The following is a 22,147-nucleotide window of genomic DNA, read 5'->3' on the forward strand; positions in this document are numbered from 1 at the left end:
TGCCGGCGCAGCCGCACCCCTCCCCGCACCGTGCCGGCGCAGCCGCGCGTCCCGACAGACCGTGCCGGCGCAGCCGCACCCCTCTCCCCTTGCTCCAGAGGGGCGCGGGTGCTGGAGGGGGCAGTCGCAAGGCGGAGGAGGAAGCGATACCGGCGGTATCGCGCCCGACGACAACGCCGCGAACGCCCCCTCCAGCACCCGCGGGCGCGGGCCGCGGAGGGGTCGGATGCAAGGCGGAGGAGGAAGCGATACCGGCGGTATCGCGCCCGACGACAACACCCCCTCCAGCACCCGCGGGCGCGGGCCGCGGAGGGGTCGGATGCAAGGCGGAGGAGGAAGCGATACCGGCGGTATCGCGCCCGACGACAACGCCGCAGACGGCCCCTCCGCGGCCCGCGCCTAGCGGCGGGTGGCGTCGTCGACTTCGCCGACGAGCTCCTCGATGATGTCCTCGAGGAACAGCACTCCGGTGGCGCGGCCCTGCTCGTCGAACGCCCGGGCGAGGTGGGCGCCGGTGCGCCGCATGATCGCGAGGGCGTCCTCGAGGTCGGTGGCCTCGAAGATCGAGGCGAGCTGGCGGATGCGCTTGGCGGGGACGGGGAGGCGGAACTTGGCGCCCTCCGTGTCGCCGTCGAGGTCGAGGACGTCCTTGAGGTGGATGTAGCCCTCGGGGGTGCCGTCCTCGCCGAGGATCACGTATCGCGAGAAGCCGTGCTTGGCGACGGCGCGCTCGACGTCGGCGGGGGTCGCTCCGCTGGGGAGGCTGACGATCCCGTCGAGGGGCAGGGCGACGTCGTGGACCTTCTTCTCGGTGAACTCGAACGCGGCGAGGAGGGTCCCGGTCGAGTCGCGGAGCGTGCCCTCGCGGGTGGACTGGTCGACGATCGTCTGCACCTCCTCGAGCGTGAAGGTGCTGTTCGCCTCGTCCTTGGGCTCCACCTTGAAGAGGCGGAGCACTCCGTTCGAGACCGCGTTGAGGGCGACGATGATCGGGCGGAGGACCCGGGCGATGGCGACGAGCGGCGGCGCCAGGAGGAGCACGGCGCGGTCGGGCATGGAGAACGAGATGTTCTTGGGGACCATCTCGCCGAGCACCACGTGCAGGAACGACACGATCAGCAGCGTGATGACGAAGGCGACGGTGCCGGAGAGCTCCTCGGGGATGCCGACGGCGTGCAGCGGCACCTCGAGCAGGTGGTGGATCGCCGGCTCGCTCACGTTGAGGATCAGCAGCGAGCAGACGGTGATGCCCAGCTGCGTGGTCGCGAGCATCAGTGTGGCGTGCTCCATCGCGGCGAGCGCGGTGATCGCGCTGCGGCGTCCGCTCTCCGCGAGGGGCTCGATCTGGGAGCGGCGCGCGGAGATGACCGCGAACTCCGCTCCGACGAAGAAGGCGTTCGCGGCGAGGAGCACCACGAGCCAGGCGATTCCGGCCCAGTCACTCATCGTCGGACTCCTTCCGCCCGCGGTGTCCGCGGGCGACGTCGGCGAGCGGGTCGGGGATCCCGTCGGGATCCGCGTCGGGGTCGGGTGTGAAGCGGAGGCGGTCGATGCGGCGGCCGTCCAGGCGCTCGACGCGCAGCGAGCCGCCCTCGACGTCGACCCGGTCGCCGACGGCGGGGAGGCGGCCGAGCTCGCTCATCACGAATCCGGCGACCGTCTCGTAGGGCCCCTCCTCGGGGATGTGCACGCCGGCGCGGTCGAGGACCTCGTCGGGGCGGAGCATGCCGGGGAAGGTGGTGGAGCCGGGGAGCTTGACCACGTCTGCCCGGGAGCGGTCGTGCTCGTCGGCGACCTCGCCGACCAGCTCCTCGACCAGGTCCTCGAGCGTGGCGACGCCCGCCGTCCCGCCGTACTCGTCGACGACGACCGCGAGCTGGAAGCCGCGTCCGCGCAGCTCGGTGAGCAGCACGTCGAGCTTCATGGTCTCGGGGACGCGGAGCGGCTCGGAGCGCAGCGCCGTGACCGGCACATCGGACCTCTTGCCGCGGGGCACGGCGACGGCCTGCTTGACGTGCACGACTCCGACGATGTCGTCGATGTCGTCGTCCGTGATCGGGAAGCGCGAGAACCCGGTGGTGCGGGCGAGGTCGAGCACGTCCTGCGCGGTGCTCGCGCGCTCGACCGTCGACAGGCGCAGGCGCGGCGTCATCACGTCGCCCGCGGTGAGGGCGGAGAAGCGGAGGGTGCGCCCGAGCAGGTCGGCCGTGTCCTCCTCGAGCAGTCCGGCGCTGGCGGAGTGGCGCACGAGGCTCGAGAGCTCCTCGGCGCTGCGGGCGCCCGAGAGCTCCTCCTTCGGCTCGATGCCGACCAGGCGCAGCAGGGCGTTCGCGCTGCCGTTCAGCAGGGCGACGGCCGGGCGGAACACCGTCGTGAACGCGGTCTGCAGCGGCACGACGAGCTTCGCGGTCGCCCGCGGCAGGGCGAGGGCGAAGTTCTTGGGAACCAGCTCGCCGAGGATCATCGACAGCAGGGTCGCGATGACGATGGCGACCACCGTCATGACCGGCGCGAGCGCCTCCTCCGGGATGCCGAGTCCGCTGAACGGCTCCTGGAGCAGCGTCGAGAGGGCGGGCTCCATCGTGTAGCCGGTGAGCAGCGTCGTGAGCGTGATGCCCAGCTGCGCGCTCGAGAGGTGCGTGGAGGTGACGCGCAGGGCCGCGATGGTCATCCCCAGGCGCGTCTCGCCGCGGTCGCGACGGGCCTCGAGGTCGGCCCGGTCGAGGTTCACCAGCGCGAACTCGCTGGCGACGAAGACGCCGGTGCCCAGGGTCAGCAGCAGGCCGACGCCGAGGAGGAGCCACTCAGTTCCCACGGTGGTCGCCCCCGGTCACGAGAGGGTGGTGCGAGGAGAGCCGGATAGTGCGGGCCGGCGGAGCGGCGGCACCGGAGAGTCGAGCGGGAGTCCGAGGAGCACGGCAGTGAGCGGAACAGGCCGGATGCGCAGAGGGAGGGTCGTCCATTGTGGCGCCGAGTCTACCCGCCGCGGAGCGCCGCCGGGCGTGCTCCGATGCCGCGGCTCAGAGCCACTTCTTCCGCTTGAACACCGCGTAGAGCGCGAAGCCGAACAGCACCATCAGGCCCAGCGCCCAGGGGTAGCCGAGCCGCCAGTGCAGCTCCGGCATGTCGTCGAAGTTCATCCCGTAGATGCCGGCCACGAGCGTCGGGGCGAAGAGGATCGCCGCCCACGAGGAGATCTTGCGGACCACGTCGTTCTGGGCGAGCCCGGTCTCGGTCTGCCGGCGCGAGACGAGCGTCGAGTGCACCGTGAGCGCCTTGTCGAGGATCGCGCGCAGGGAGTCGACCGCCTCCGTCACGCGGATGGTGTGGTCGAGCACGTCGCGGAGGGAGCGGCGCAGCTCGATCCGCTCCGGCGAGGGCGAGGGCTCCCCCTCCACGGGCGTCGACTCCTGCAGCAGCTCGTGCAGCAGGGCGGTCAGCGGCTGCACCGAGCGCTGGAAGTGGATGACCTCGCGCGAGAGCCGGTAGATGCGCTCGGAGAGCCCGTCGTCGGAGTCGTCGCCGAAGAGCTGGTCCTCGATCTCGTCCACGTCGCCCTGGACGCCGAACACCACCGGCGCGTACTCGTCGACGACCTGGTCAAGGATCGCGTAGAGCACCGCTTCGGGCCCGCGGGCGAGGAGGGCCGGATCCTCCTCCAGGCGGCGGCGCACGCGGGCGAGGTCCGGGGAGTCGGCGTGCCGGATGGTGACCACGAAGTCGGGGCCGACGAAGACGTGCAGCTCGCCGAAGACGACCGTCTCGGCGGCGTCCGCGTAGCGCGCCGGCCGCAGCACGACGAAGAGCCCGTCGTCGTAGCGCTCGAGCTTGGCCCGCTGGTGCCCGCTGAGCGCGTCCTCGACGGCGAGCGGGTGCAGCCCGAACTCCTCGGCGACCGCCTCGACCTCCTCGCGCGTCGGGCGGTAGAGGCCGATCCAGGCCATGCCGTGCTCGTCGCGCATCAGCTCGAAGGTGTCCTCGAGCGAGTCGGGGTTCCGGATGCGGCGGCCGTCGACGTACACGGCGTTGTCGACGATGGTCATGGGCTCGGTTCTAGCACGCGGCGCCCGCTCACCAGCTGACCGGCAGCGCCTTGCCCTCCTCGTAGCCCGCGGCCGACTGCAGGCCCACGTGCGCCCGCTCGTGGAAGTCGGCCACGCTCCGGGCGCCGGCGTAGGTGAAGGACGAGCGGACCCCCGAGGTGATCATGTCGAGCAGGTCCTCGACCGAGGGCCGCAACGGGTCGAGGTAGATGGTGGAGGAGGAGATGCCCTCGGCGAAGAGGCGCTTGCGGGCGAGCTCGTAGGCGTCGAGGCGGTCGAAGCGCTCCTGCACCGCCTTGGCCGAGGCCATGCCCCAGCTCTCCTTGTAGACCCGGCCGGCCGCGTCGCTGCGCAGCTCCCCCGGCGCCTCGATCGTGCCGGCGAACCAGGAGCCGATCATCACGGAGGCGGCGCCCGCGGCCAGCGCGAGGGCGACGTCGCGCGGGTAGCGCACCCCGCCGTCCGCCCAGACGTGAGCACCCAGCTCGTGTGCGCGCTCGGCCGTCTCGAGGACGGCCGAGAACTGCGGGCGGCCGACCGCGGTCATCATCCGGGTGGTGCACATCGCGCCGGGGCCGACGCCGACCTTGAGGATGTCCGCTCCCGCGTCGACGAGGTCGTGCACCGCGTCGGCCGTGACGACGTTGCCCGCCGCGATCGGCACTCCGAGATCGAGCGCGGAGACCGTCCGGAGCGCCCGGAGCATCCCCTCCTGGTGGCCGTGCGCGGTGTCGAGGACGAGGACGTCGACGCCCGCGGAGACGAGCGCGCGCGCCTTCGCCTCGACGTCGCCGTTGATGCCGATCGCCGCCGCGACGCGCAGACGCCCGTCCGCGTCGAGCGCCGGGTCGTAGACGGTGGAGCGGAGGGCGCCGGTGCGCGACAGCGTGCCGACCAGGGCGCCGTGGTGCAGCACCGGGGCGAAGTCGAGGTCGGCGGCCACCATGAGGTCGAAGGCGGCCCGCGCGGTGGGCACGTCGTCGGCGTCGATCGAGGGCGTGGCGGAGTGCACCAGGTCGCCCAGACGCGCGTCCGGCAGCGCGGTCGCCAGGCGCGCGGCCGGGACGCAGCCGAGGATCGCGCCGCCCTCCTCCTGCACCACGAAGCCGTGGCCGGCGACGGCCGGCAGGATGCGCAGCGCCTCCTCCACGGTCGTCGCCGGCGAAGCGGTGAGGGCGCCGGAGAAGGCGACCGGCTGGCGCTTCACCCAGCGGATCGCGGCGTCCAGCGCCTGCAGGGGCATGTCCTGCGGGAGGACGCCGAGCCCGCCCCGGCGCGCGAGCGTCGCTGCGAGGCGCTGACCGGTGACCGAGTTCATGTTGGAGGAGACGACGGGGATCGTCGCCCCGGTGCCGTCGCCCGGGGCGAGCGAGACGTCGAGGCGGCTCGTCACCGACGAGCGGCCGGGGACGAGGAAGACGTCCGAGTAGGTGAGGTCGCCTGAGGGTGTTCCGCCGGAGAAACGCATGGGGGAAACGCTACTCCGGCGCGGCCCCGGGTCGGCCGTGCAGGGAACGGGGCTAGGCTTGGCGACCGGGACGGGACCAGGCGACGGCACCGGTTCCCGCTGGTGCGAGGACGACCTCCTCCGCCGCGGTGGCAGGCGCCGAGGGATGCGACGGGCCCGTCCGGATGATCGAGGACGAATCAACGGAGAGAGTGGGCGATCGGCTGTGTCGAGCCAGTTGACCGGAGCAGGAACAGAGCAGGGCGCGGAGGACTTCGGAGCCAACGAGTGGCTCGTGGAGGAGCTGTACGAGCAGTACAGCGCCGACCGCGCCTCGGTGGACGAGTCCTGGTGGCCCATCCTGGAGCGCTACGGCGCCCAGCTCGCGAACTCCGGCAAGGACGCTCCGGCTCCGGCTCCCGCCGCGGCCCCCGCGCCCGCCGCCTCGAAGCCCGCCGCTGCCGCCGAGCGCGTCTCGTCGAGCGGCGGAGGCGCCGTGACCCATCCCGCCGCGGCCTCCTCCACCGAGTCGACCCCCGCCTCCCGCACCACGTCGAAGCAGCCGAAGGCGCAGCCGATCCCGGCCGACGCTCCGGTGACCAAGCCCTCCGCCGAGGACTCGACGCCGGACGAGGACGTCGTCACCCCGCTCCGCGGCATGGCGAAGAGCCTCGCGACCAACATGGACGCCAGCCTCAGCATCCCCACCGCGACGAGCGTCCGCACGATCCCGGCGAAGCTGATGATCGACAACCGCATCGTCATCAACAACCACCTGCGCCGCACCCGCGGCGGCAAGGTCTCGTTCACGCACCTGATCGGCTGGGCGCTCATCCGCGCGCTCAAGGACTTCCCGAGCCAGAACGTGTTCTACGACGAGGTCGACGGCAAGCCCGCGGTCGTCGCCCCGGCGCACGTCAACCTCGGCATCGCGATCGACATGCCGAAGCCCGACGGCACGCGCGCCCTGCTCGTGCCGAGCATCAAGCGCGCCGACACGCTGAGCTTCACCGCCTACCTCTCGGCCTACGAGGACCTGGTCAAGCGCGCGCGCGGCAACAAGCTCGTCGCCGGCGACTTCGCGGGCACCACGCTCTCGCTGACAAACCCCGGCGGCATCGGCACGGTCCACTCCGTCCCCCGCCTGATGAAGGGCCAGGGCTGCATCATCGGCGCCGGCGCCCTCGAGTACCCGGCGGAGTTCCAGGGCGCGTCCGAGAAGACGCTGGTCGAACTGGGCATCGGCAAGACCATCACCCTGACCTCGACCTACGACCACCGCGTCATCCAGGGCGCCGGCTCGGGCGAGTTCCTCAAGATCGTGCACGAGCTCCTGCTCGGCGGCCGCGGCTTCTACGAGGACATCTTCGCCGCGCTGCGCATCCCCTACGACCCGATCCACTGGTCCACGGACATCGCCGTCGACCTCGCCGAGCGCGTCTCCAAGACCGCCCGCGTGCAGGAGCTCATCAACTCGTTCCGCGTCCGCGGGCACCTGATGGCCGACGTCGACCCGCTGGAGTACGTGCAGCGCTCGCACCCCGACCTCGCCATCGAGAGCCACGGCCTCACGTTCTGGGACCTCGACCGCGAGTTCGTCACGGACGGCTTCGGCGGCAAGCGCCAGCTCAAGCTGCGCGACATCCTCGGGATCCTCCGCGACTCGTACTGCCGCACCGTCGGCGTCGAGTACATGCACATCCAGGACCCGGAGCAGCGCGCCTGGATGCAGCAGAAGCTCGAGCGCGGCTACGAGAAGCCGGGCCACGACGAGCAGCTGCGCATCCTGGGCAAGCTCAACGAGGCCGAGGCCTTCGAGACCTTCCTGCAGACCAAGTACGTGGGCCAGAAGCGCTTCTCGCTCGAGGGCGGGGAGTCGCTCATCGCGCTGCTCGACGCCGTCCTGCAGGGCGCGGCCGACGAGCACCTCGACGAGGTGGCGATCGGCATGGCCCACCGCGGCCGCCTGAACGTGCTGACCAACATCGCCGGCAAGACCTACGGTCAGATCTTCCGCGAGTTCGAGGGCACCCAGGACCCGCGCACGGTCCAGGGCTCCGGAGACGTGAAGTACCACCTCGGCACCGAGGGCACCTTCCGCGGCGCTGCGGGCGAGGAGATCCCGGTCTACCTGGCGGCGAACCCCTCGCACCTCGAGGCCGTGAACGGCGTGCTCGAGGGCATCGTCCGCGCCAAGCAGGACCGCAAGCCCATCGGCACCTTCACCACGCTGCCGATCCTCGTCCACGGCGACGCCGCGATGGCGGGCCAGGGCGTGGTGGTCGAGACCCTGCAGATGTCGCAGCTGCGCGCGTACCGCACCGGCGGCACGATCCACATCAACATCAACAACCAGGTCGGGTTCACGACTCCCCCTCACGAGGCCCGCACCTCGATCTACTCGACCGACGGCGCGAAGACGATCCAGGCGCCGATCTTCCACGTGAACGGCGACGACCCCGAGGCGGTCGTCCACGTCGGGCAGCTCGCGTTCGAGTACCGCCAGCGGTTCCACCGCGACGTGGTCATCGACCTGATCTGCTACCGCCGGCGCGGGCACAACGAGGGCGACGACCCCTCGATGACCCAGCCGCTGATGTACAGCCTGATCGAGGCCAAGCGCTCGGTCCGCAAGCTGTACACCGAGGCGCTCGTCGGCCGCGGCGACATCACCGAGGAGGAGTACGACCGCGCCCACCAGGACTTCCAGGACCGCCTGGAGCGCGCGTTCGCCGAGACCCACGCCGCGCAGACCGGCGCGATCCCCGTGATCACCGCCGACGGCGACTCCGTGGCCGACCTCGAGCTGCCCGACGCGCAGCAGGGCGAGGACTACCCGGGCGAGCCCGAGGTGACCGGCGTGAAGACCGAGGTCGTCACCCGCATCGGCGACGCGTTCACGACGCCGCCCGAGGGCTTCACCGTGCACCCCAAGCTCCAGCAGCTGCTGGCGAAGCGCCAGGAGATGAGCCGCTCCGGCTCCATCGACTGGGCCTTCGGCGAGCTGCTCGCGCTCGGCTCGCTGCTGCTCGAGGACACCCCGGTGCGCCTCGTCGGCCAGGACACGCGCCGCGGGACCTTCGTCCAGCGCCACGCGGTCCTCCACGACCGCGAGAACGGCCAGGAATGGCTGCCGCTGATGAACCTGTCCGAGCAGCAGGCCCGGCTCTGGATCTACGACTCGCTGCTCTCGGAGTACGCGGCGATGGCGTTCGAGTACGGCTACTCGGTGGAGCGGCCCGACTCGCTCGTGCTGTGGGAGGCGCAGTTCGGCGACTTCGCGAACGGCGCCCAGATCGTGATCGACGAGTTCATCTCCTCCGCCGAGCAGAAGTGGGGCCAGCGCTCGTCGCTCGTGCTCCTGCTCCCGCACGGCTACGAGGGCCAGGGCCCCGACCACTCGTCGGCCCGGATCGAGCGCTACCTGCAGATGTGCGCGGAGCGGAACATGACCGTCGCGCGCCCGTCGACGCCGGCGTCCTACTTCCACCTGCTGCGCCGCCAGGCCTACTCCCGGCCCCGCCGCCCGCTGATCGTCTTCACCCCGAAGGCGATGCTGCGCCTGCGCGGAGCCTCGAGCCCGGTCGAGGACTTCACCTCGGGCCGCTTCCAGCCGGTGATCGACGACGCGCGGATCCAGGACGCCTCCGCCGTGAAGCGCGTCCTGCTCCACGCCGGCAAGGTCCACTACGACCTCAAGGCGGAGCTCGAGAAGAAGCCCGACGACGGCATCGCGCTGGTCCGGGTCGAGCAGTACTACCCGGCGCCGATCGAGGAGCTGCGCGGCATCGCCGAGCGCTACCCGGACGCGGAGCTCGTCTGGGTGCAGGACGAGCCCGAGAACCAGGGCGCCTGGCCGTTCATGGCCCTCGAGGTCGCTCCGAAGCTGGGCCGGTCCATGCGCGTGGTCTCGCGGCCGTCCGCGGCCTCCCCCGCGGCCGGCTCGGCCAAGCGGCACGCCGCCGAGCAGGCCGACCTGCTGTCGCGGGCGCTCACCCGCTGACCCGCGGTCCGCACGACGCGGTCGGACCCGTCGGAACCTCGTGTTCCGGCGGGCCCGACCGCGTTGCGGGCGGACCGTGCCTGACCGCAGGCCCGCAGGTCCAGCGGCGACCGGAGGCCGCCGGACACGACGGAGCCCCGGCCCCTCGAGGGCCCGCGGTGCGCGGGAGGTCTCGAACGGCCGGGGCTCCCCGGGTCGTGCGGCGCCTAGAGGCGGGCGGGCGCCTGCGAGTGCGCGGCGTGCTCGTCGCGGAGCATGCCGAGCACCTGGGCGCGGAGGTCCTCCGGCGCCGTCTCCTTGCACGCCCGCTGCACGGCGACCGTGAGCACCACGCCGACCTTCGCCTCGTCGGCGCAGTCGACGCATCCCGCCATGTGCTCGCGGATGTCGGCGGCGTCCTCCTTGCACAGCTCGTTGTGGAGGTACTCCTCGAGCTCGGCCTTCGCCTTCGTGCAGCCGCTGTCGGTCATTTCGTGCTCCCGGAAGTGAATGCGGCGCGGAATCCGCGCTCGCGTGCGTAGTCGGTGAGTCGTTCGCGCAGCATGCGCCGGCCGCGGTGCAGCCGGCTCATGACGGTCCCGACGGGGGTCTTCATGATGTCCGCGATCTCCTGGTAGGAGAAGCCTTCGACATCGGCGAAGTAGACGGCGAGCCGGAAGTCCTCCGGGATCGCCTGGAGCGCCTCCTTCACCGCGGTGTCGGGGAGGTGGTCGATCGCCTCCGCCTCGGCCGAGCGGCTGGAGGTGGCCGTGGTCGACTCGGCGCCGCCCAGCTGCCAGTCCTCGAGCTCGTCGATCGCGCTCTGATAGGGCTCGCGCTGCTTCTTGCGGTACGAGTTGATGAACGTGTTCGTGAGGATGCGGTAGAGCCAGGCCTTCAGGTTGGTTCCCTGCTCGAACTGGCGGAACGCGCCGAAGGCCTTCGCGAACGTCTCCTGCACGAGGTCCTGCGCGTCGGAGGGGTTCTTCGTCATCCGCAGACCGGCCGCGTAGAGCTGGTCGATGAAGGGCAGCGCCTGCTGCTCGAAGAGGGAGCGGAGATCGACGGGAGCCTCGACCGGGGCGTCGTCCAGCGACTCCTCGACGGTCTCCACGATCGTCTGCTCCGCGTCGGCGGGCTCGGGAGCCTCGTCGGCGGGGGTGGTGCGGGGTTCGTCGTCGCGAGTCATCACGAGCGATTCTAGAGCGGCGGCGCGGCGGACGACCGGGGTTGCGGCGCGAGGGCGCCTCCGGGCGACGGGCCTGCTGCTCCGGAGGACCGGGGGTGCTGCCGTCATGCTCCGCCTCCGTCACGCTCCTGACGACGCCCTGCGCGCCGACTATCCTGACAACCGATGGTCTTCTCGCGTTATTCCGCTCCCGAGTTCGATCCGTACGGCGACGCCCGTGCGCTCCCCGGCGACGACGCCTGGCCCGCACCCCTCGCGGCCGGCGCTCTCGACGCCGAGGTCGGCCTGCCCGGCTCCAAGTCGCTGACCAACCGGGAGCTGGTGCTCGCCGCTCTGGCCGACGGGCCCTCCACGCTGCGGGCGCCGCTGCACTCCCGCGACAGCGCCCTGATGATCGAGGCGCTGCGCTCGCTCGGCACCACGATCCGGGAGTCCGGCTCGACCGGCGGCTTCGGCGCCGACCTGGTCGTGGAGCCCGCGGAGGAGCTGCTCGGCTCGACCACGATCGACTGCGGGCTCGCGGGCACCGTGATGCGCTTCGTCCCGCCGCTGGCCGGCCTCGCGCTCGGCCCCACCACCTTCGACGGCGACGCGTACGCGGCGAAGCGGCCGATGGGGGCGACGATCGCCTCCCTCCGCGCGCTCGGCGTCGACGTCGCCGACGACGGCCGCGGCGCGCTCCCCTTCACCGTCCACGGCTCCGGGGCCGTCCGGGGCGGCGACGTCGTCGTCGACGCCTCGCGGTCGAGCCAGTTCGTCTCGGCGCTCCTGCTGGCCGGCGCCCGCTTCGAGGAGGGACTGCACCTGCGCCACGAGGGCAGCGCCGTCCCCTCCCGGCCCCACATCGACATGACCGTCGCCGCACTAGCGGCACGGGGCGTCGAGGTCGGCACGCCCGCCGACGGCGAGTGGACCGTCGCGCCGCAGCCCATCGCCGGCGTTGACGTGCTGATCGAGCCCGACCTCTCGAACGCCGCGCCGTTCCTCGCTGCGGCCCTCGTCACGGGCGGCCGCGTCCGGCTTCGCCATTGGCCGGCCGTCACCACGCAGGTCGGGGCGCACCTCGAGCGGATCCTGCCGCTGTTCGGCGCCCGCGTCGAGCGCGACGGCGAGGACCTCGTGGTCACCGGCGGCGACGAGATCCTGGGCGTGGACCTCGACCTGTCGGAGGGAGGCGAGCTCGCCCCCGCCCTCGCCGCCCTCGCCGCGCTGGCCTCCACTCCCAGCACCCTGACCGGGATCGGCCACATCCGCCACCACGAGACGGACCGCCTCGCCGCCCTCGCCGCCGAGATCACCGGCCTCGGCGGCCGGGTCACGGAGCTCGAGGACGGTCTGCGCATCGAGCCGGCCGAGCTCCACGGCGGCCGCTGGCGCACCTACTCCGACCACCGCATGGCCCACGCCGGCGCTCTGATCGGCCTCGTGGTCCCCGGAGTGGTGATCGAGGACGTCGCGACGACAGCGAAGACCCTCCCGCAGTTCCCGGAGCTGTGGACGACCCTCGCCGGATCGGTCTGACCCGTGTCGTGGTGGACGGACAGCGGCCTCGACGCCGACGGTGCTCTCGACGACTTCGACGGGTACGACGAGTCGGACGCGCGGGTGCGCCCGAACCCGAAGGGCACGAAGCCCCGGACCAAGAACAGGCCCGCCTACGAGGACGCCGAGATCGCGATGGTGCTCGGCGTCGACCGGGGTCGCTACACGGTGATGATCGGCGACGGGACGCCCGAGGAGCACGAGTTCACGGCGGCCCGGGCCCGCGAGCTGCGGCGCCAGGCGATCGTGGCCGGCGACCGCGTCGACGTGGTCGGGGACTCCAGCGGCGACGAGGGGACGCTCGCCCGCATCGTCCGCATCCGCGAGCGGTCGACCCTCCTCCGCCGCAGCGCCGACGACACCGACGCGATCGAGCGCGTGATCGTCGCCAACGCCGACCAGATGCTCTGCGTGGTGGCCGCCGCCGACCCCGAGCCCCGGACCCGGCTGGTCGACCGCTACCTGGTCGCCGCCTTCGACGCCGGGATCACTCCGATGCTCTGCATCACCAAGACCGACCTCGCGGACCCGGCCCCGTTCCTCCGCAACTTCGAGGGGCTCGACCTCCGCGTGTTCCTCTCGAGCCAGGACGAGCCGCCGGTCGACGAGATCGCCGACGCCCTCCTCGGCCACGAGACCGTGGTCGTCGGGCACTCCGGAGTCGGCAAGTCCACCCTCGTGAACAAGCTCGTCCCGGACGCGCACCGGGCCATCGGGCGCGTGAACACCGTGACGGGCCGCGGTCGGCACACCTCGTCCTCCACCGTCTCGCTCCGCGTGGAGCGCGGCGACCGGCACGGCTGGGTCATCGACACCCCCGGCGTCCGCTCGTTCGGACTCGGCCACGTGAACACCGACAACATCCTCGGTGCGTTCACGACCCTCGCCGTGATCGCCCGGGACTGCCCGCGCGGCTGCACGCACCTGCCCGACTCCCCCGACTGCGCCATCATCGAGGCGGTCGAGGGCGGACTGCTGGGCGCCAGCGGACCGGAGCGCCTCGACTCGCTCCAGCGCCTCCTGACCACCTTCGCCACGACCGACGGAAGCAGACGATGACCGACCTCTCCCCCCTCCCCGCCGAGGCGCGCCTCGCCGCGGGCGACTCCGCTCCGGAGTTCACGCTGCCGAACCAGGACGGCGAGCCCGTCTCGCTCGCGGACTACCGCGGACGGCGCGTCATCCTGTTCTTCTACCCCGAGGCCGACACCCCCGGCTGCACCACGGAGGCCTGCGATTTCCGCGACAACGCGGCGTCCCTCCGCGACTCCGGCTACGAGGTCCTCGGGATCTCGCGGGACGCTCCGGAGGCGCTGCGCCGCTGGGCCGACGCCCAGGGCATCGCGTACCCGCTGCTGAGCGACCCCGACATGACCGTGCACCGCGCGTACGCGGTGTGGGGCGAGAAGAGCCTCTACGGCAAGACCGTCGTCGGCGTGCTGCGCTCGACGTTCGTCGTCGGAGCCGAGGGAGCGCTCGAGTTCGCGCAGTACGGCGTCCGGGCGACCGGGCACGTGCAGGCGCTCCGCAAGAAGCTGAAGCTCGTCTGACCCCGGGGCGCGCTGTGCGGGTCATCGCGCGCCAGCGGCTCGAGGAGTACCGCTCATCTGCGAGCATCTCTCATGTCGACGTGAGCGGCACCGCCCGGTGCCCCGTCGGGACGAGGGGTGGTCAGGGTGCGCTCGAATGCTCGCAGGACGACGGCCGGAGCGGCGATCGCGGTCGTGGCCGCTGTACTGGCGGGCTGCACGCCACCGGAGCCGGCGCTCACCGCCGCCAGGGTGCTGCAGGCGGTGTCCGTCGCCGTCTCGACCGACGGGGGTGTCCGTGCGATCGAGGGGACGGCCCTCGCCGTCGGCGACGACCCGTCCGACACCTCGGCGACCACCACCGTCTACGATCCCCCCGAGGTCGCCGCCGACCTGCCGGTCCGTGTCCGGCCCTCGTGGCGCACCGCCGACGCCTCGGGCACCGATCCGGCCGACCTCGCCGGGCGCTCGGGTCGGATCGAGATCTCGCTCGCGGTGGAGAACCTGACGGTCCGGCCCGAGGAGGTCGCGTTCGACGCGGCCGGTCGTGCAGCCCGCCGCAGTGCACTCGTCGGCGCTCCGCTGACGATCGCAGCCTCCGCGGTCCTGCCGGGCGTCCCGCCGAGTCGCGTCGTCACCGAGAGCGAGTCGGGTGCCGTCACCAACGGCGTGCTCAGCCGTGACGAGCACGGAGACGCCGTCGTGCAGTGGGCCGCTCTCCTCGCTCCCCCGGCCGGTGGCGCGACGGCGACGCTGACCCTCGTCGCCGACGTCGCCGACTTCGCCGTCCCCGCCTTCGACCTGGCGGTCCAGCCCGGCCTGAGCACCGACCCGACCACCGAGGGGGCGCTGGGCGCCGCGTTCGACTCCTCCGACGCCTCGCCGCTCGCCCTCGAGCGCCGCACGATCGAGGTCGTCACCGCGGTGGACGACCTGCTGACCCAGGCCGGCACCACCGTCGCCGAGGTGCGGGCCTCGCTCGACGCGACCTCCGAGACTCTCGGTGTCCGCACGGCCGAGGAGCTGCGGGCCGGCGCCGCCTCGACGGCGGCCTCGATGCAGAGCCTCTCCGGGCAGCTCGGCGCGCTCCGGGCGCAGCTGTCGTCGACGGTCTCGGGCACCGAGTCCGGCCTGCTGGCGCAGCTGTCCGAGGCGATCGACGCGGTGGACACCCTGCTGGGCGACACATCGGCCGCGGTGCCGCCGCCGACGGTCTCGGGCAGCGGATGCGGAGTCGCCGTCGACGGCGGCCGCTCCGGCTCGATTCACTCCGAGCTGCTGCGGCTCACGGCCGAGCTCGACGCGTACGGGACGGCGGCCGAGTCCTGCCGCGACGAGGTCGTCGCGGCTGTCCGTGCTGCCGCGGGGCCGGCACAGCCCTCCGCCGAGACCTGCACGGCACCCTCGACCACCTGCTCCCTCGCCGCCTCCGGAGCCGCCGTCGACACCGTGCTGCTCGGGATGCTCGATCGCGGGCAGGACCTCGTCGACTCCCTGCAGCCGGAGCTGATGGACGGCGTGCAGGCCGGGTTCGCCGCCCTCGCGAGCAGGGTGGACGCCGCGTCGGCCTCGGTGGACACCCTGGCCGACCCGGAGGGATCCGTCACCCAAGCGCTCGCCGCCCTGTCGGCGACGCTGGACGGGCTCGACGCGGACACCGCGGGCCTGGAGACGACGGTCGCCTCGGTCGGCGCCGCCGCCACGACGGCCCTGGACGAGCTCGGCACGCCGACCAGTGCGGGGTCGCTGTCGGCGCAGAACCAGGAGCTGGCCGACCGGCTCTGCGAGCTGTCGCCGGCGACACAGTCCCCTGCTGCCGCACCCACGCCGACCGGGCGTCCGACGCGCGCACCCGTGGAGGTGACGCGGGGCTCCGTCGAGCAGCTCCGCGCCTACCTGACCGCGACGCCCTGCTCCGGCGCGGGCCGCCTCGACGCTCCCGACGGCTATCCGGCCCCCCTGGCCGACCGGCTGAGCGACCAGGTCCACGCGTGGACCGCCGTCGCCTCCACCGTCGGCAGCACCGGCGCTAGTGCCGACCTCGCCGCCCTGCGCGCCGCGCTCGCCACGGTCCGCGGAGGCGTGGCCGAGGCCGGCGCGACGGCCGGCTCGGACGACACGCGCCTCACCGGCCTGCTCGCCTCCCTCCGCACCGGCGTCGACGCGCTGACCGCTCAGCGCGACGCACTCGGCACCCGCATCGACGCTCTCGGTGCCCAGCAGGACGCTCTCGCACCGGCGATCCAGAAGGCGTTCGCCGAGGCGGACACGGCCGCCGCATCCGCGGTCACCGCACTCCTCGACGAGCAGGTGCGGCGGATCTCGACGCGCTCCGGCGCCGACGCCGACGCGGTCGTCGCGATGTTCGACCGGTCGGTCTCGAGTCTGCGCACGGCCTCCTCCGGCATCCGCTCCGACGGTGCGGCGACGGTGGACGCCGGGCACCGGGCTCTCCGCACCGCGGAGGCCCGGATCGGCGGGGCCGTCTCCGAGCGGACGCGCGCCTCCCTGGCCGGCATCGCGACGACGATCGACGCCTCGACCCGCGACACCGACGCGGCCGCCGCGCTCCTCGCAGCCGATCTGCACAAAATGCTCCTGGACCTCGGCGACCGGACGGTCGGCGGCTCCGGCCTGCTCGGATCGATGACCACGAGTGCCGCGAAGGTCGGCACCGCCGACGTGCAGCTCGCCCTCGCCTCGCAGAGCGCACGGGGCTACGCCGCGGTGCGGTCCGAGGACGTCTCGGGCATCCTGCTGGCGCAGGCCCAGGAGCGGGCCTCCCTCCGCGCCGGGGATGAGCTTCCCGCGTTCCACCTCGACCTGCCCGAGGGCACGCGGACCCGGACGGTCTACTCCTTCCGGATCGGGGACGAGCGATGACCCGCCTGGGCAGGCGCGCGGCGCAGCACCCCCGCACCGCCCGACGGACCACGATGCTGGTCGGCGGCGCCGTCGCCCTCCTCGGCGTCAGCGGTGCCCTCGTCTCCTTCCTGCCCCCGCAGTCGGCTCCGATGACGGAGGTCGCCGCTCTGCCTGTCGGCTTCTCGTGCGCCCGGGTGCCCGAGCGGATGACGCTCGGGGTGGTGGTCTCGCTCAGCTCGGCTCCGGGCGAGGGCGCGGAATGGAAGGACGCGGCGAACGGCGCCGTCGTCGCCGCGCACCGGTCAGCGATGGGCGGCTGCGAGATCGGTCTCGTCGCCGTCGACGACCACGGGACGCCCGAGGGTGCCCGCGCCGCCGTCGAGGAGCTGACGGGGCAGGGCGTGTCCGGCCTCGTCCTCGCGACCCACGGCACCCACACCGCTGCGGCCGTGGACGCCGCTCGGGCCGCGGGGACAGCGGCCGTCCTCCCGTACGGAGGCGGCCCCGCCCTGCCCGGCGACGGCGTCTGGTCCCTCGGACCCGACACCGCCTCGGCCGACGCGGCACTCGTGGAGGAGGCCGGCGGAGGCGCCCGGGTACTCCTCGTCGACACCGGTGGAGGCACCCCGACCGGTCTCTCGCCCGCCGCGACGGTGACGGCCGATCCCGGCGCCACCGCGGACGTGATCATCACCGCCGCCCGCCCGCACCTCGAGGGCGAGCTGGCGGTCGAGCGCGTCGTCGTGTCCGGCCCCGCCGCGGCGCAGGCGACGGCGGTCGCCGCTCTGCAGGCGGCGGGGGCGTCCGTCCCGATCCTGCTCACGCCCGACGCGCTGAGCCCCGCCTTCGCTCCCGCCCTGGCCGCGGCCGGAGGCACCCTCTCGGGAGATCTGACGACGATCGGCACGGATTCCGGCGACGCGGTCGCCCTCCGCGGCGACGAGCGCGGACGCGCGGCCTCCGCGTTTCTGGGGGCCGTACGGATGACCGCCGACGATGCCGCGCGGGCGACCCTCCTCGGCGACCGCGCGTTCCGCGATCTCGCCGCGGTCGCGGACGCCCCCAGCCACGACGCCGTCGTGGCGCTCGTGCGAGCCGCGGCCGTCGCAGGCAGCAGGGCACCCTCGGCGGTCGCCGCCGCACTCCGGGGATGCACGATCGGAGCGGCGGACGGGCTCGCCGGTCCGCCGCTCGACTTCGGCGCCGCGCACGCTCTGGACGCCCCGGCACTCCCCCTCCACTCCTCGCCGCAGCGTCTCGGCCTGCGGCCCGCCGACCCGCCGCTGCTCTGGTTCGCCGGACAGCCCCGACCGTGAGCCCCCGGTGCGACTCCTCCTCGATCTCGACGGCACCCGCTCCGACATCGACCTCGGCCGCCACCGCGACTCCGCGACACTCGGCGAGCTGATCGCCACCGCCACTGGGCACCGCCTCCCGCCCGGGACGGCCCTCGCCGTCGACACCGCCCTGCATCCTGTGGAGACCCGGCTGGCCGATCTGCTGCTGCTCGAGGGAACGCGGATCGCCCGCTCCCCCCTGCCCCGACCTGCCGCGGCCCGCGGGTGGACGGCCGTGCTGTCGGGCGGTCTCGGCGCGGGAGCCGTGGTCGAGATCCCGCGGGGCCGTGCGCTGATCGTGGGCCGCTCCCCGCACGCCGACGTCGTCCTCGACACGGCGAGCGCCTCCTGGGAGCACTTCTCGGTGACCCGCGAGGGCGACGGCCTGCGGGTGCGCGACGCCGACAGCACCAACGGCACTCTGGTCGACGGCGTCTCCGCGACCGGGGACGGGGTCCTCGTCTCCGACGCCGCGGTCGTGATCGCCGGTGGGGCGGCTCTCCGCCTGCGCCCCGCGCCTCCCGAGCTCCTCGCGCCCGAGCCGGGGAGCACGGACAACGTCACCGCGACGGCGACCGTGCCCTTCAACCGGCCGCCGCGACCGGGACGTCCGGCGGTCGGCGAGGCGGTCGTCCCGCCGGCCCGCCTCGAGATCGCCTCCGCCACGACCTTCAGCGTGATCACCGTCGCCGCGCCGCTCGTCCTCGCCTTCGCGATGGTCCTCATCATGGGCGATGCGCGCTACGCCCTCTTCGCCGCGCTCAGCCCCGTGGCCGGGGTGGGCATGTGGTTCGAGCAGCGGCACCGGCACGCCCGAGCGACCCGGTCCGAGGAGCAGCGCTACGGCGAGGCGCTGCAGACGCTCCGCGACGCCATCGCCCGTTCCGCGCGTGTCGAACGGGCCCGCCTCGAGGAGGACGCGCCCGACCCGGCGACGACGATCCGCCGGGCGGCGCTGCCCGCCACGTCGCTGTGGCAGCGGCGCGCGACCTCCGCCGATGTGCTCCGCCTGCACATCGGCGTCGGCGACGTCCCGTGGTCTCCCCCGCTCGATCAGCGCGGAGTGCCGCGGCTCGAGGAGGAGGTGCGCGCGATCCTCGCGGTGAGCGTCGTCCCGAGCGCGCCGGTGTCCATCGATCTCGCGGACTCGGGCGTCGTCGGGATCGTCGGCGACCGCGAGGGCGGCCTCGCTCTGGCGAGGAGCCTGCTCTGCCAGGCGGCGGTCCACTGCGGTCCGGCCGACCTGGCGATCGGGGTGTTCTGCGACCGGCGACGCGACTCCGACTGGAGCTGGGCCTCCTGGCTACCCCACACGCGTCTGCCCGGGGGCGGACGCCGCCTCTCCGACCGGCGCGACCGCAGCTCCGAGCTCCTCCGCGCCCTCCGCGACGAGGACTCGCCGCGCGTGCTCCTGGTGCTCGACTCCGACGTGCTGACCGAGGGACGCGCCGCTCCGGCGCGCGAACTCCTCGGACTCGGCCGCGGCGAGCGCGAGGCGGCGACCCGGATCTCCGGCCTCGTCCTCGCGGCGTCGGAGGAGCAGCTCCCCGCCTCCTGCACGGTCGTCGTCCGAGTCGGAGCGGACGCCTCGGCGCTCCTCTCCCGGCCCGACGAGCGGATCACCGTCGAGGACGTGGTGCTCGCCGGTCTCGCCTCCTCCACGGCCGAGCGCTGTGCGCGCGACCTGGCGCGCTTCGAGGACCCGGAGCTCGTCACCGCGGGGGCGGCCCTCGCCGCGCTCGTGCGGCTGCCGCCGCTCCTGGGCGCCGATCGTCCGACCGCCGCGGACGTCCGGGGGTGGTGGTCGAGCGCCCGGGGCGTGCGCGCGCCCGTCGGCTCGTCCGAGCACGGTCCGCTCGTGCTCGATCTCGTCGCCGACGGCCCGCACGGCCTGGTCGGCGGCACCACGGGCTCGGGCAAGAGCGAGTTCCTGCGCTCCTTCGTGGCCGGCCTCGCGGCCTGGAACGATCCGACGCGCCTCACCTTCGTGCTCATCGACTTCAAGGGGGGTGCAGCGTTCGCGTCCTGCGAGCGGCTCCCGCACACGATCGGCACCATCAGCAATCTCGACGCCCAGCTCGCCGACCGCGCGCTGCGCTCGCTCGAGGCCGAGATGCGGCGTCGTCAGCGGCTCTTCGCCGCCGCCGGCGAGGGTGTCGACGACCTCGACGCGTACTGGGCCACCTCGCCGCCGGAGCCGATGCCGCGGCTCCTGCTCGTCGTCGACGAGTTCGCCGTTCTCGCGAAGGAGCATCCCGACGTCCTGACGGCCCTCGTGAGCGTCGCCGCGGTCGGCCGGACGCTCGGCGTGCACATGATCCTCGCCACCCAGCGTCCGGCCGGAGTGGTGAACGACGACATCCTCGCCAACACCAACCTCCGCGTCGCCCTCCGGGTGCAGAGCCGGGACGACTCCGCCGACGTGATCGGAGTCGCGAGCGCGGCCGGGATCTCCCGCTCTCAGACCGGCCGGGCGTACGTGAAGCGTGGCCAGAACGACATCTCGCCCGTCCAGACGGCGCTGGTCACCGGTCGCGCGGAGGCGGCGGCCGTCGAGGCGATCGAGGTCCGCCCGGTCGGACCCACGGGCGTCCCCGTCGAGGGCCCCTCCCCGGTCGCCGCCGACGAGACGGCCCCGACCGATCTCGACCTCCTGATCGACGCGGTGGTCGAGGCGGACGCCGCTTCGGGCTTCGGCCCTCCCCGCCCGATCTGGCCGGAGCCGCTCGAGGACATCGTGGCCCTCAGCGGGTTCGGCGCGGAGGAGTCCGACCTCGGTCGCGTCGTCGGCGACGTCCTCTACGTCGCACTCTCGGACGACCCCGACCGGCAGCGCCGGACGCCGGCCGGCTGGGATCTGGGCGAGGGGAACCTGCTCCTCATCGGCATCCCCGGCAGCGGCACCAGCACGGCGCTCGCGTCGATCGCACTGACGGCCGCCCGCCACTTCCCTCCGGACGAGCTCGACCTCTACGTCCTCGATGCCGGTTCCCGCGACTCCGCCCCGCTCGCGCGACTCCCGCACACCGTCTCCTACGCCGGAGCAGGTGGCGGATCCCACGAGAAGCAGACCCGGTTCCTCCGTCACCTGCGCGACGAGGTGCGCCGGCGCCGAGCATCGCCCGGGGGCCACCGTCGTGCGTTGGTGCTCGTCGACGGTCTCGCCACTCTGAAGGACGAGTTCCAGGACTGGGAGGGCCTGGCTCTGATGGAGGCGTTCACCCGCGCCTACGCCGACGGACCGGAGCTCGGCCTGCACTTCGCGGTGACGAGCACCCGGGCGAGGGCTATCCCCTCGGTGATGGAGGAGGTCACGACGCAGAAGTGGCTGTTCCGCCTCGCCGACCCGCAGGACTACGCCGCCGCCGGGGTGAAGCCGGTGCAGGCGCCGGCAGCGGTGCCGGGGCGCTGCGTTCTCACCTCGTCGCTCCTGCAGACGCAGGTCGCGACTCCGAGGGCCGGTCTCGACGACGCGATCGCCGAGCTCGCGGCCGCCTGGCCGGATGCGCGCGGCAGGACGAGCACGGTCGGCACGCTTCCCGACAGGGTCGCCGTGAGCGCACTCGGGATCGAGGCCTGCTTCGATCGCGAGCCGTGGCTGCTCCCGATCGGCCTCGGCGAGTCGGACCTCGCCCCGCTGGCGTTCCAGGTCTTCGAGGGCGAGCACGTCGTCATCGCCGGACCCGTCCGATCGGGCAAGTCGACCGTGCTGCTCGCCCTGGCCGAGGCGGCGCGGGCCGCCGGCTCGGTCGCCGTCTGGGGAGTGTGCGATCGACGCTCCCCGCTGAGGGGCGCGGACCTCGACCGACTCGCCGTGGGCGCGGAGGAGCTCCGCACCCTCCTCGCGTCGCTGTCGACGGAGGAGGGCCCCGTGCTGCTCCTCCTCGACGACGCCGAGCGCTGGGACGACACCGACCAGGCGCTGATGAGGCTGGTCTCGTCGGGTCGCCCGGGACTCTGCGTCGTGCTGGCCGGCCGGTCGAGCGAGCTCCGCAGCCATTTCGGGAACTGGACGAAGAAGGCGGCGGCCTCCCGCTCCGTGCTGCTGCTCCAGCCCGACGTCGACAACGACGGCACTCTCCTCGGCGCGCAGATCCCGCGGCGCTTCCCCGTCCCGCCCACGGTGGGCCGGGGCTTCGTCAGCCTCGACGGCGAGATCCACTTCGTGCAGTCGGTCTCGCCGACGCCGGCGGACGGCGGCTGATCAGCGCCC

13 protein-coding genes are annotated in these 22,147 nt (G+C 73.4%); 7 read left to right on the plus strand and 6 right to left on the minus strand.

The window, feature by feature from the left end; all coding sequences use genetic code 11:
- Positions 1-399: 399 nt before the first annotated feature.
- The 4 genes from C5C49_RS02655 to C5C49_RS02670 form a co-directional block, all read right to left on the minus strand.
- Positions 400-1,446, minus strand: coding sequence for a hemolysin family protein (locus C5C49_RS02655; protein ID WP_104345352.1), 1,047 nt, complete (start codon positions 1,444-1,446; stop codon positions 400-402).
- Positions 1,439-2,815 (minus strand): hemolysin family protein, encoded by a 1,377-nt coding sequence (locus C5C49_RS02660; protein ID WP_104225499.1) that lies wholly within the window; start codon positions 2,813-2,815, stop codon positions 1,439-1,441. The genes C5C49_RS02655 and C5C49_RS02660 overlap by 8 nt, the downstream gene beginning before the upstream one ends.
- 205 nt (positions 2,816-3,020) lie before the next feature.
- Positions 3,021-4,043: a magnesium/cobalt transporter CorA gene (gene corA / locus C5C49_RS02665; protein WP_104224113.1), complete on the minus strand. Its 1,023-nt coding sequence runs from the start codon at positions 4,041-4,043 to the stop codon at positions 3,021-3,023.
- 28 nt (positions 4,044-4,071) lie between these two features.
- Positions 4,072-5,511 carry a GuaB1 family IMP dehydrogenase-related protein gene (locus tag C5C49_RS02670; protein WP_104246650.1) on the minus strand — a complete coding sequence of 480 codons (1,440 nt, stop codon included), beginning with the start codon at positions 5,509-5,511 and terminating at the stop codon, positions 4,072-4,074.
- Between the two features lie 205 nt (positions 5,512-5,716).
- Here C5C49_RS02670 and C5C49_RS02675 point away from each other — a divergent pair, with 205 nt between their 5' ends.
- On the plus strand, positions 5,717-9,493 hold the full coding sequence (locus C5C49_RS02675) for a multifunctional oxoglutarate decarboxylase/oxoglutarate dehydrogenase thiamine pyrophosphate-binding subunit/dihydrolipoyllysine-residue succinyltransferase subunit (RefSeq protein WP_181135690.1): 3,777 nt from the start codon (positions 5,717-5,719) through the stop codon (positions 9,491-9,493).
- A 206-nt stretch (positions 9,494-9,699) separates the two neighbouring features.
- Here C5C49_RS02675 and C5C49_RS02680 read toward each other — a convergent pair whose 3' ends face one another.
- Entirely contained in the window at positions 9,700-9,963 is a 264-nt protein-coding gene (locus C5C49_RS02680) for a zf-HC2 domain-containing protein (RefSeq protein WP_104224116.1), read from the minus strand.
- Entirely contained in the window at positions 9,960-10,661 is a 702-nt protein-coding gene (locus C5C49_RS02685; protein ID WP_104224117.1) for a sigma-70 family RNA polymerase sigma factor, read from the minus strand. Before C5C49_RS02685 ends, C5C49_RS02680 begins: the two co-directional genes overlap by 4 nt.
- Positions 10,662-10,826: 165 nt before the next feature.
- Here C5C49_RS02685 and aroA point away from each other — a divergent pair, with 165 nt between their 5' ends.
- The 6 genes from aroA to C5C49_RS02715 all read left to right on the plus strand — a co-directional run bounded on the left by aroA (position 10,827) and on the right by C5C49_RS02715 (position 22,138).
- Entirely contained in the window at positions 10,827-12,182 is a 1,356-nt protein-coding gene (gene aroA, locus C5C49_RS02690) for a 3-phosphoshikimate 1-carboxyvinyltransferase (RefSeq protein ID WP_104345354.1), read from the plus strand.
- Between the two features lie 3 nt (positions 12,183-12,185).
- The gene (gene rsgA / locus C5C49_RS02695; RefSeq protein WP_104224119.1) at positions 12,186-13,262 is read left to right on the plus strand and encodes a ribosome small subunit-dependent GTPase A; all 1,077 of its coding nucleotides are present in this window, start codon (positions 12,186-12,188) and stop codon (positions 13,260-13,262) included.
- Positions 13,259-13,753: a thioredoxin-dependent thiol peroxidase gene (bcp, locus tag C5C49_RS02700; protein ID WP_104232788.1), complete on the plus strand. Its 495-nt coding sequence runs from the start codon at positions 13,259-13,261 to the stop codon at positions 13,751-13,753. The genes rsgA and bcp overlap by 4 nt, the downstream gene beginning before the upstream one ends.
- Positions 13,754-13,879: 126 nt before the next feature.
- Positions 13,880-16,615 carry a hypothetical protein gene (locus C5C49_RS02705; protein WP_146084822.1) on the plus strand — a complete coding sequence of 912 codons (2,736 nt, stop codon included), beginning with the start codon at positions 13,880-13,882 and terminating at the stop codon, positions 16,613-16,615.
- Positions 16,612-17,913, plus strand: coding sequence for an ABC transporter substrate-binding protein (locus tag C5C49_RS02710; RefSeq protein ID WP_104345356.1), 1,302 nt, complete (start codon positions 16,612-16,614; stop codon positions 17,911-17,913). The genes C5C49_RS02705 and C5C49_RS02710 overlap by 4 nt, the downstream gene beginning before the upstream one ends.
- A gap of 7 nt (positions 17,914-17,920) precedes the next feature.
- A complete protein-coding gene (locus tag C5C49_RS02715; protein WP_104345357.1) occupies positions 17,921-22,138 on the plus strand; it encodes an FtsK/SpoIIIE domain-containing protein in 4,218 nt (1,405 codons plus the stop codon).
- The last annotated feature ends 9 nt before the right edge of the window (positions 22,139-22,147 follow it).

Origin of the sequence: Rathayibacter sp. AY1E2, from assembly GCF_002932325.1 — a bacterium.
In the GTDB taxonomy this organism is placed as follows: domain Bacteria; phylum Actinomycetota; class Actinomycetes; order Actinomycetales; family Microbacteriaceae; genus Rathayibacter.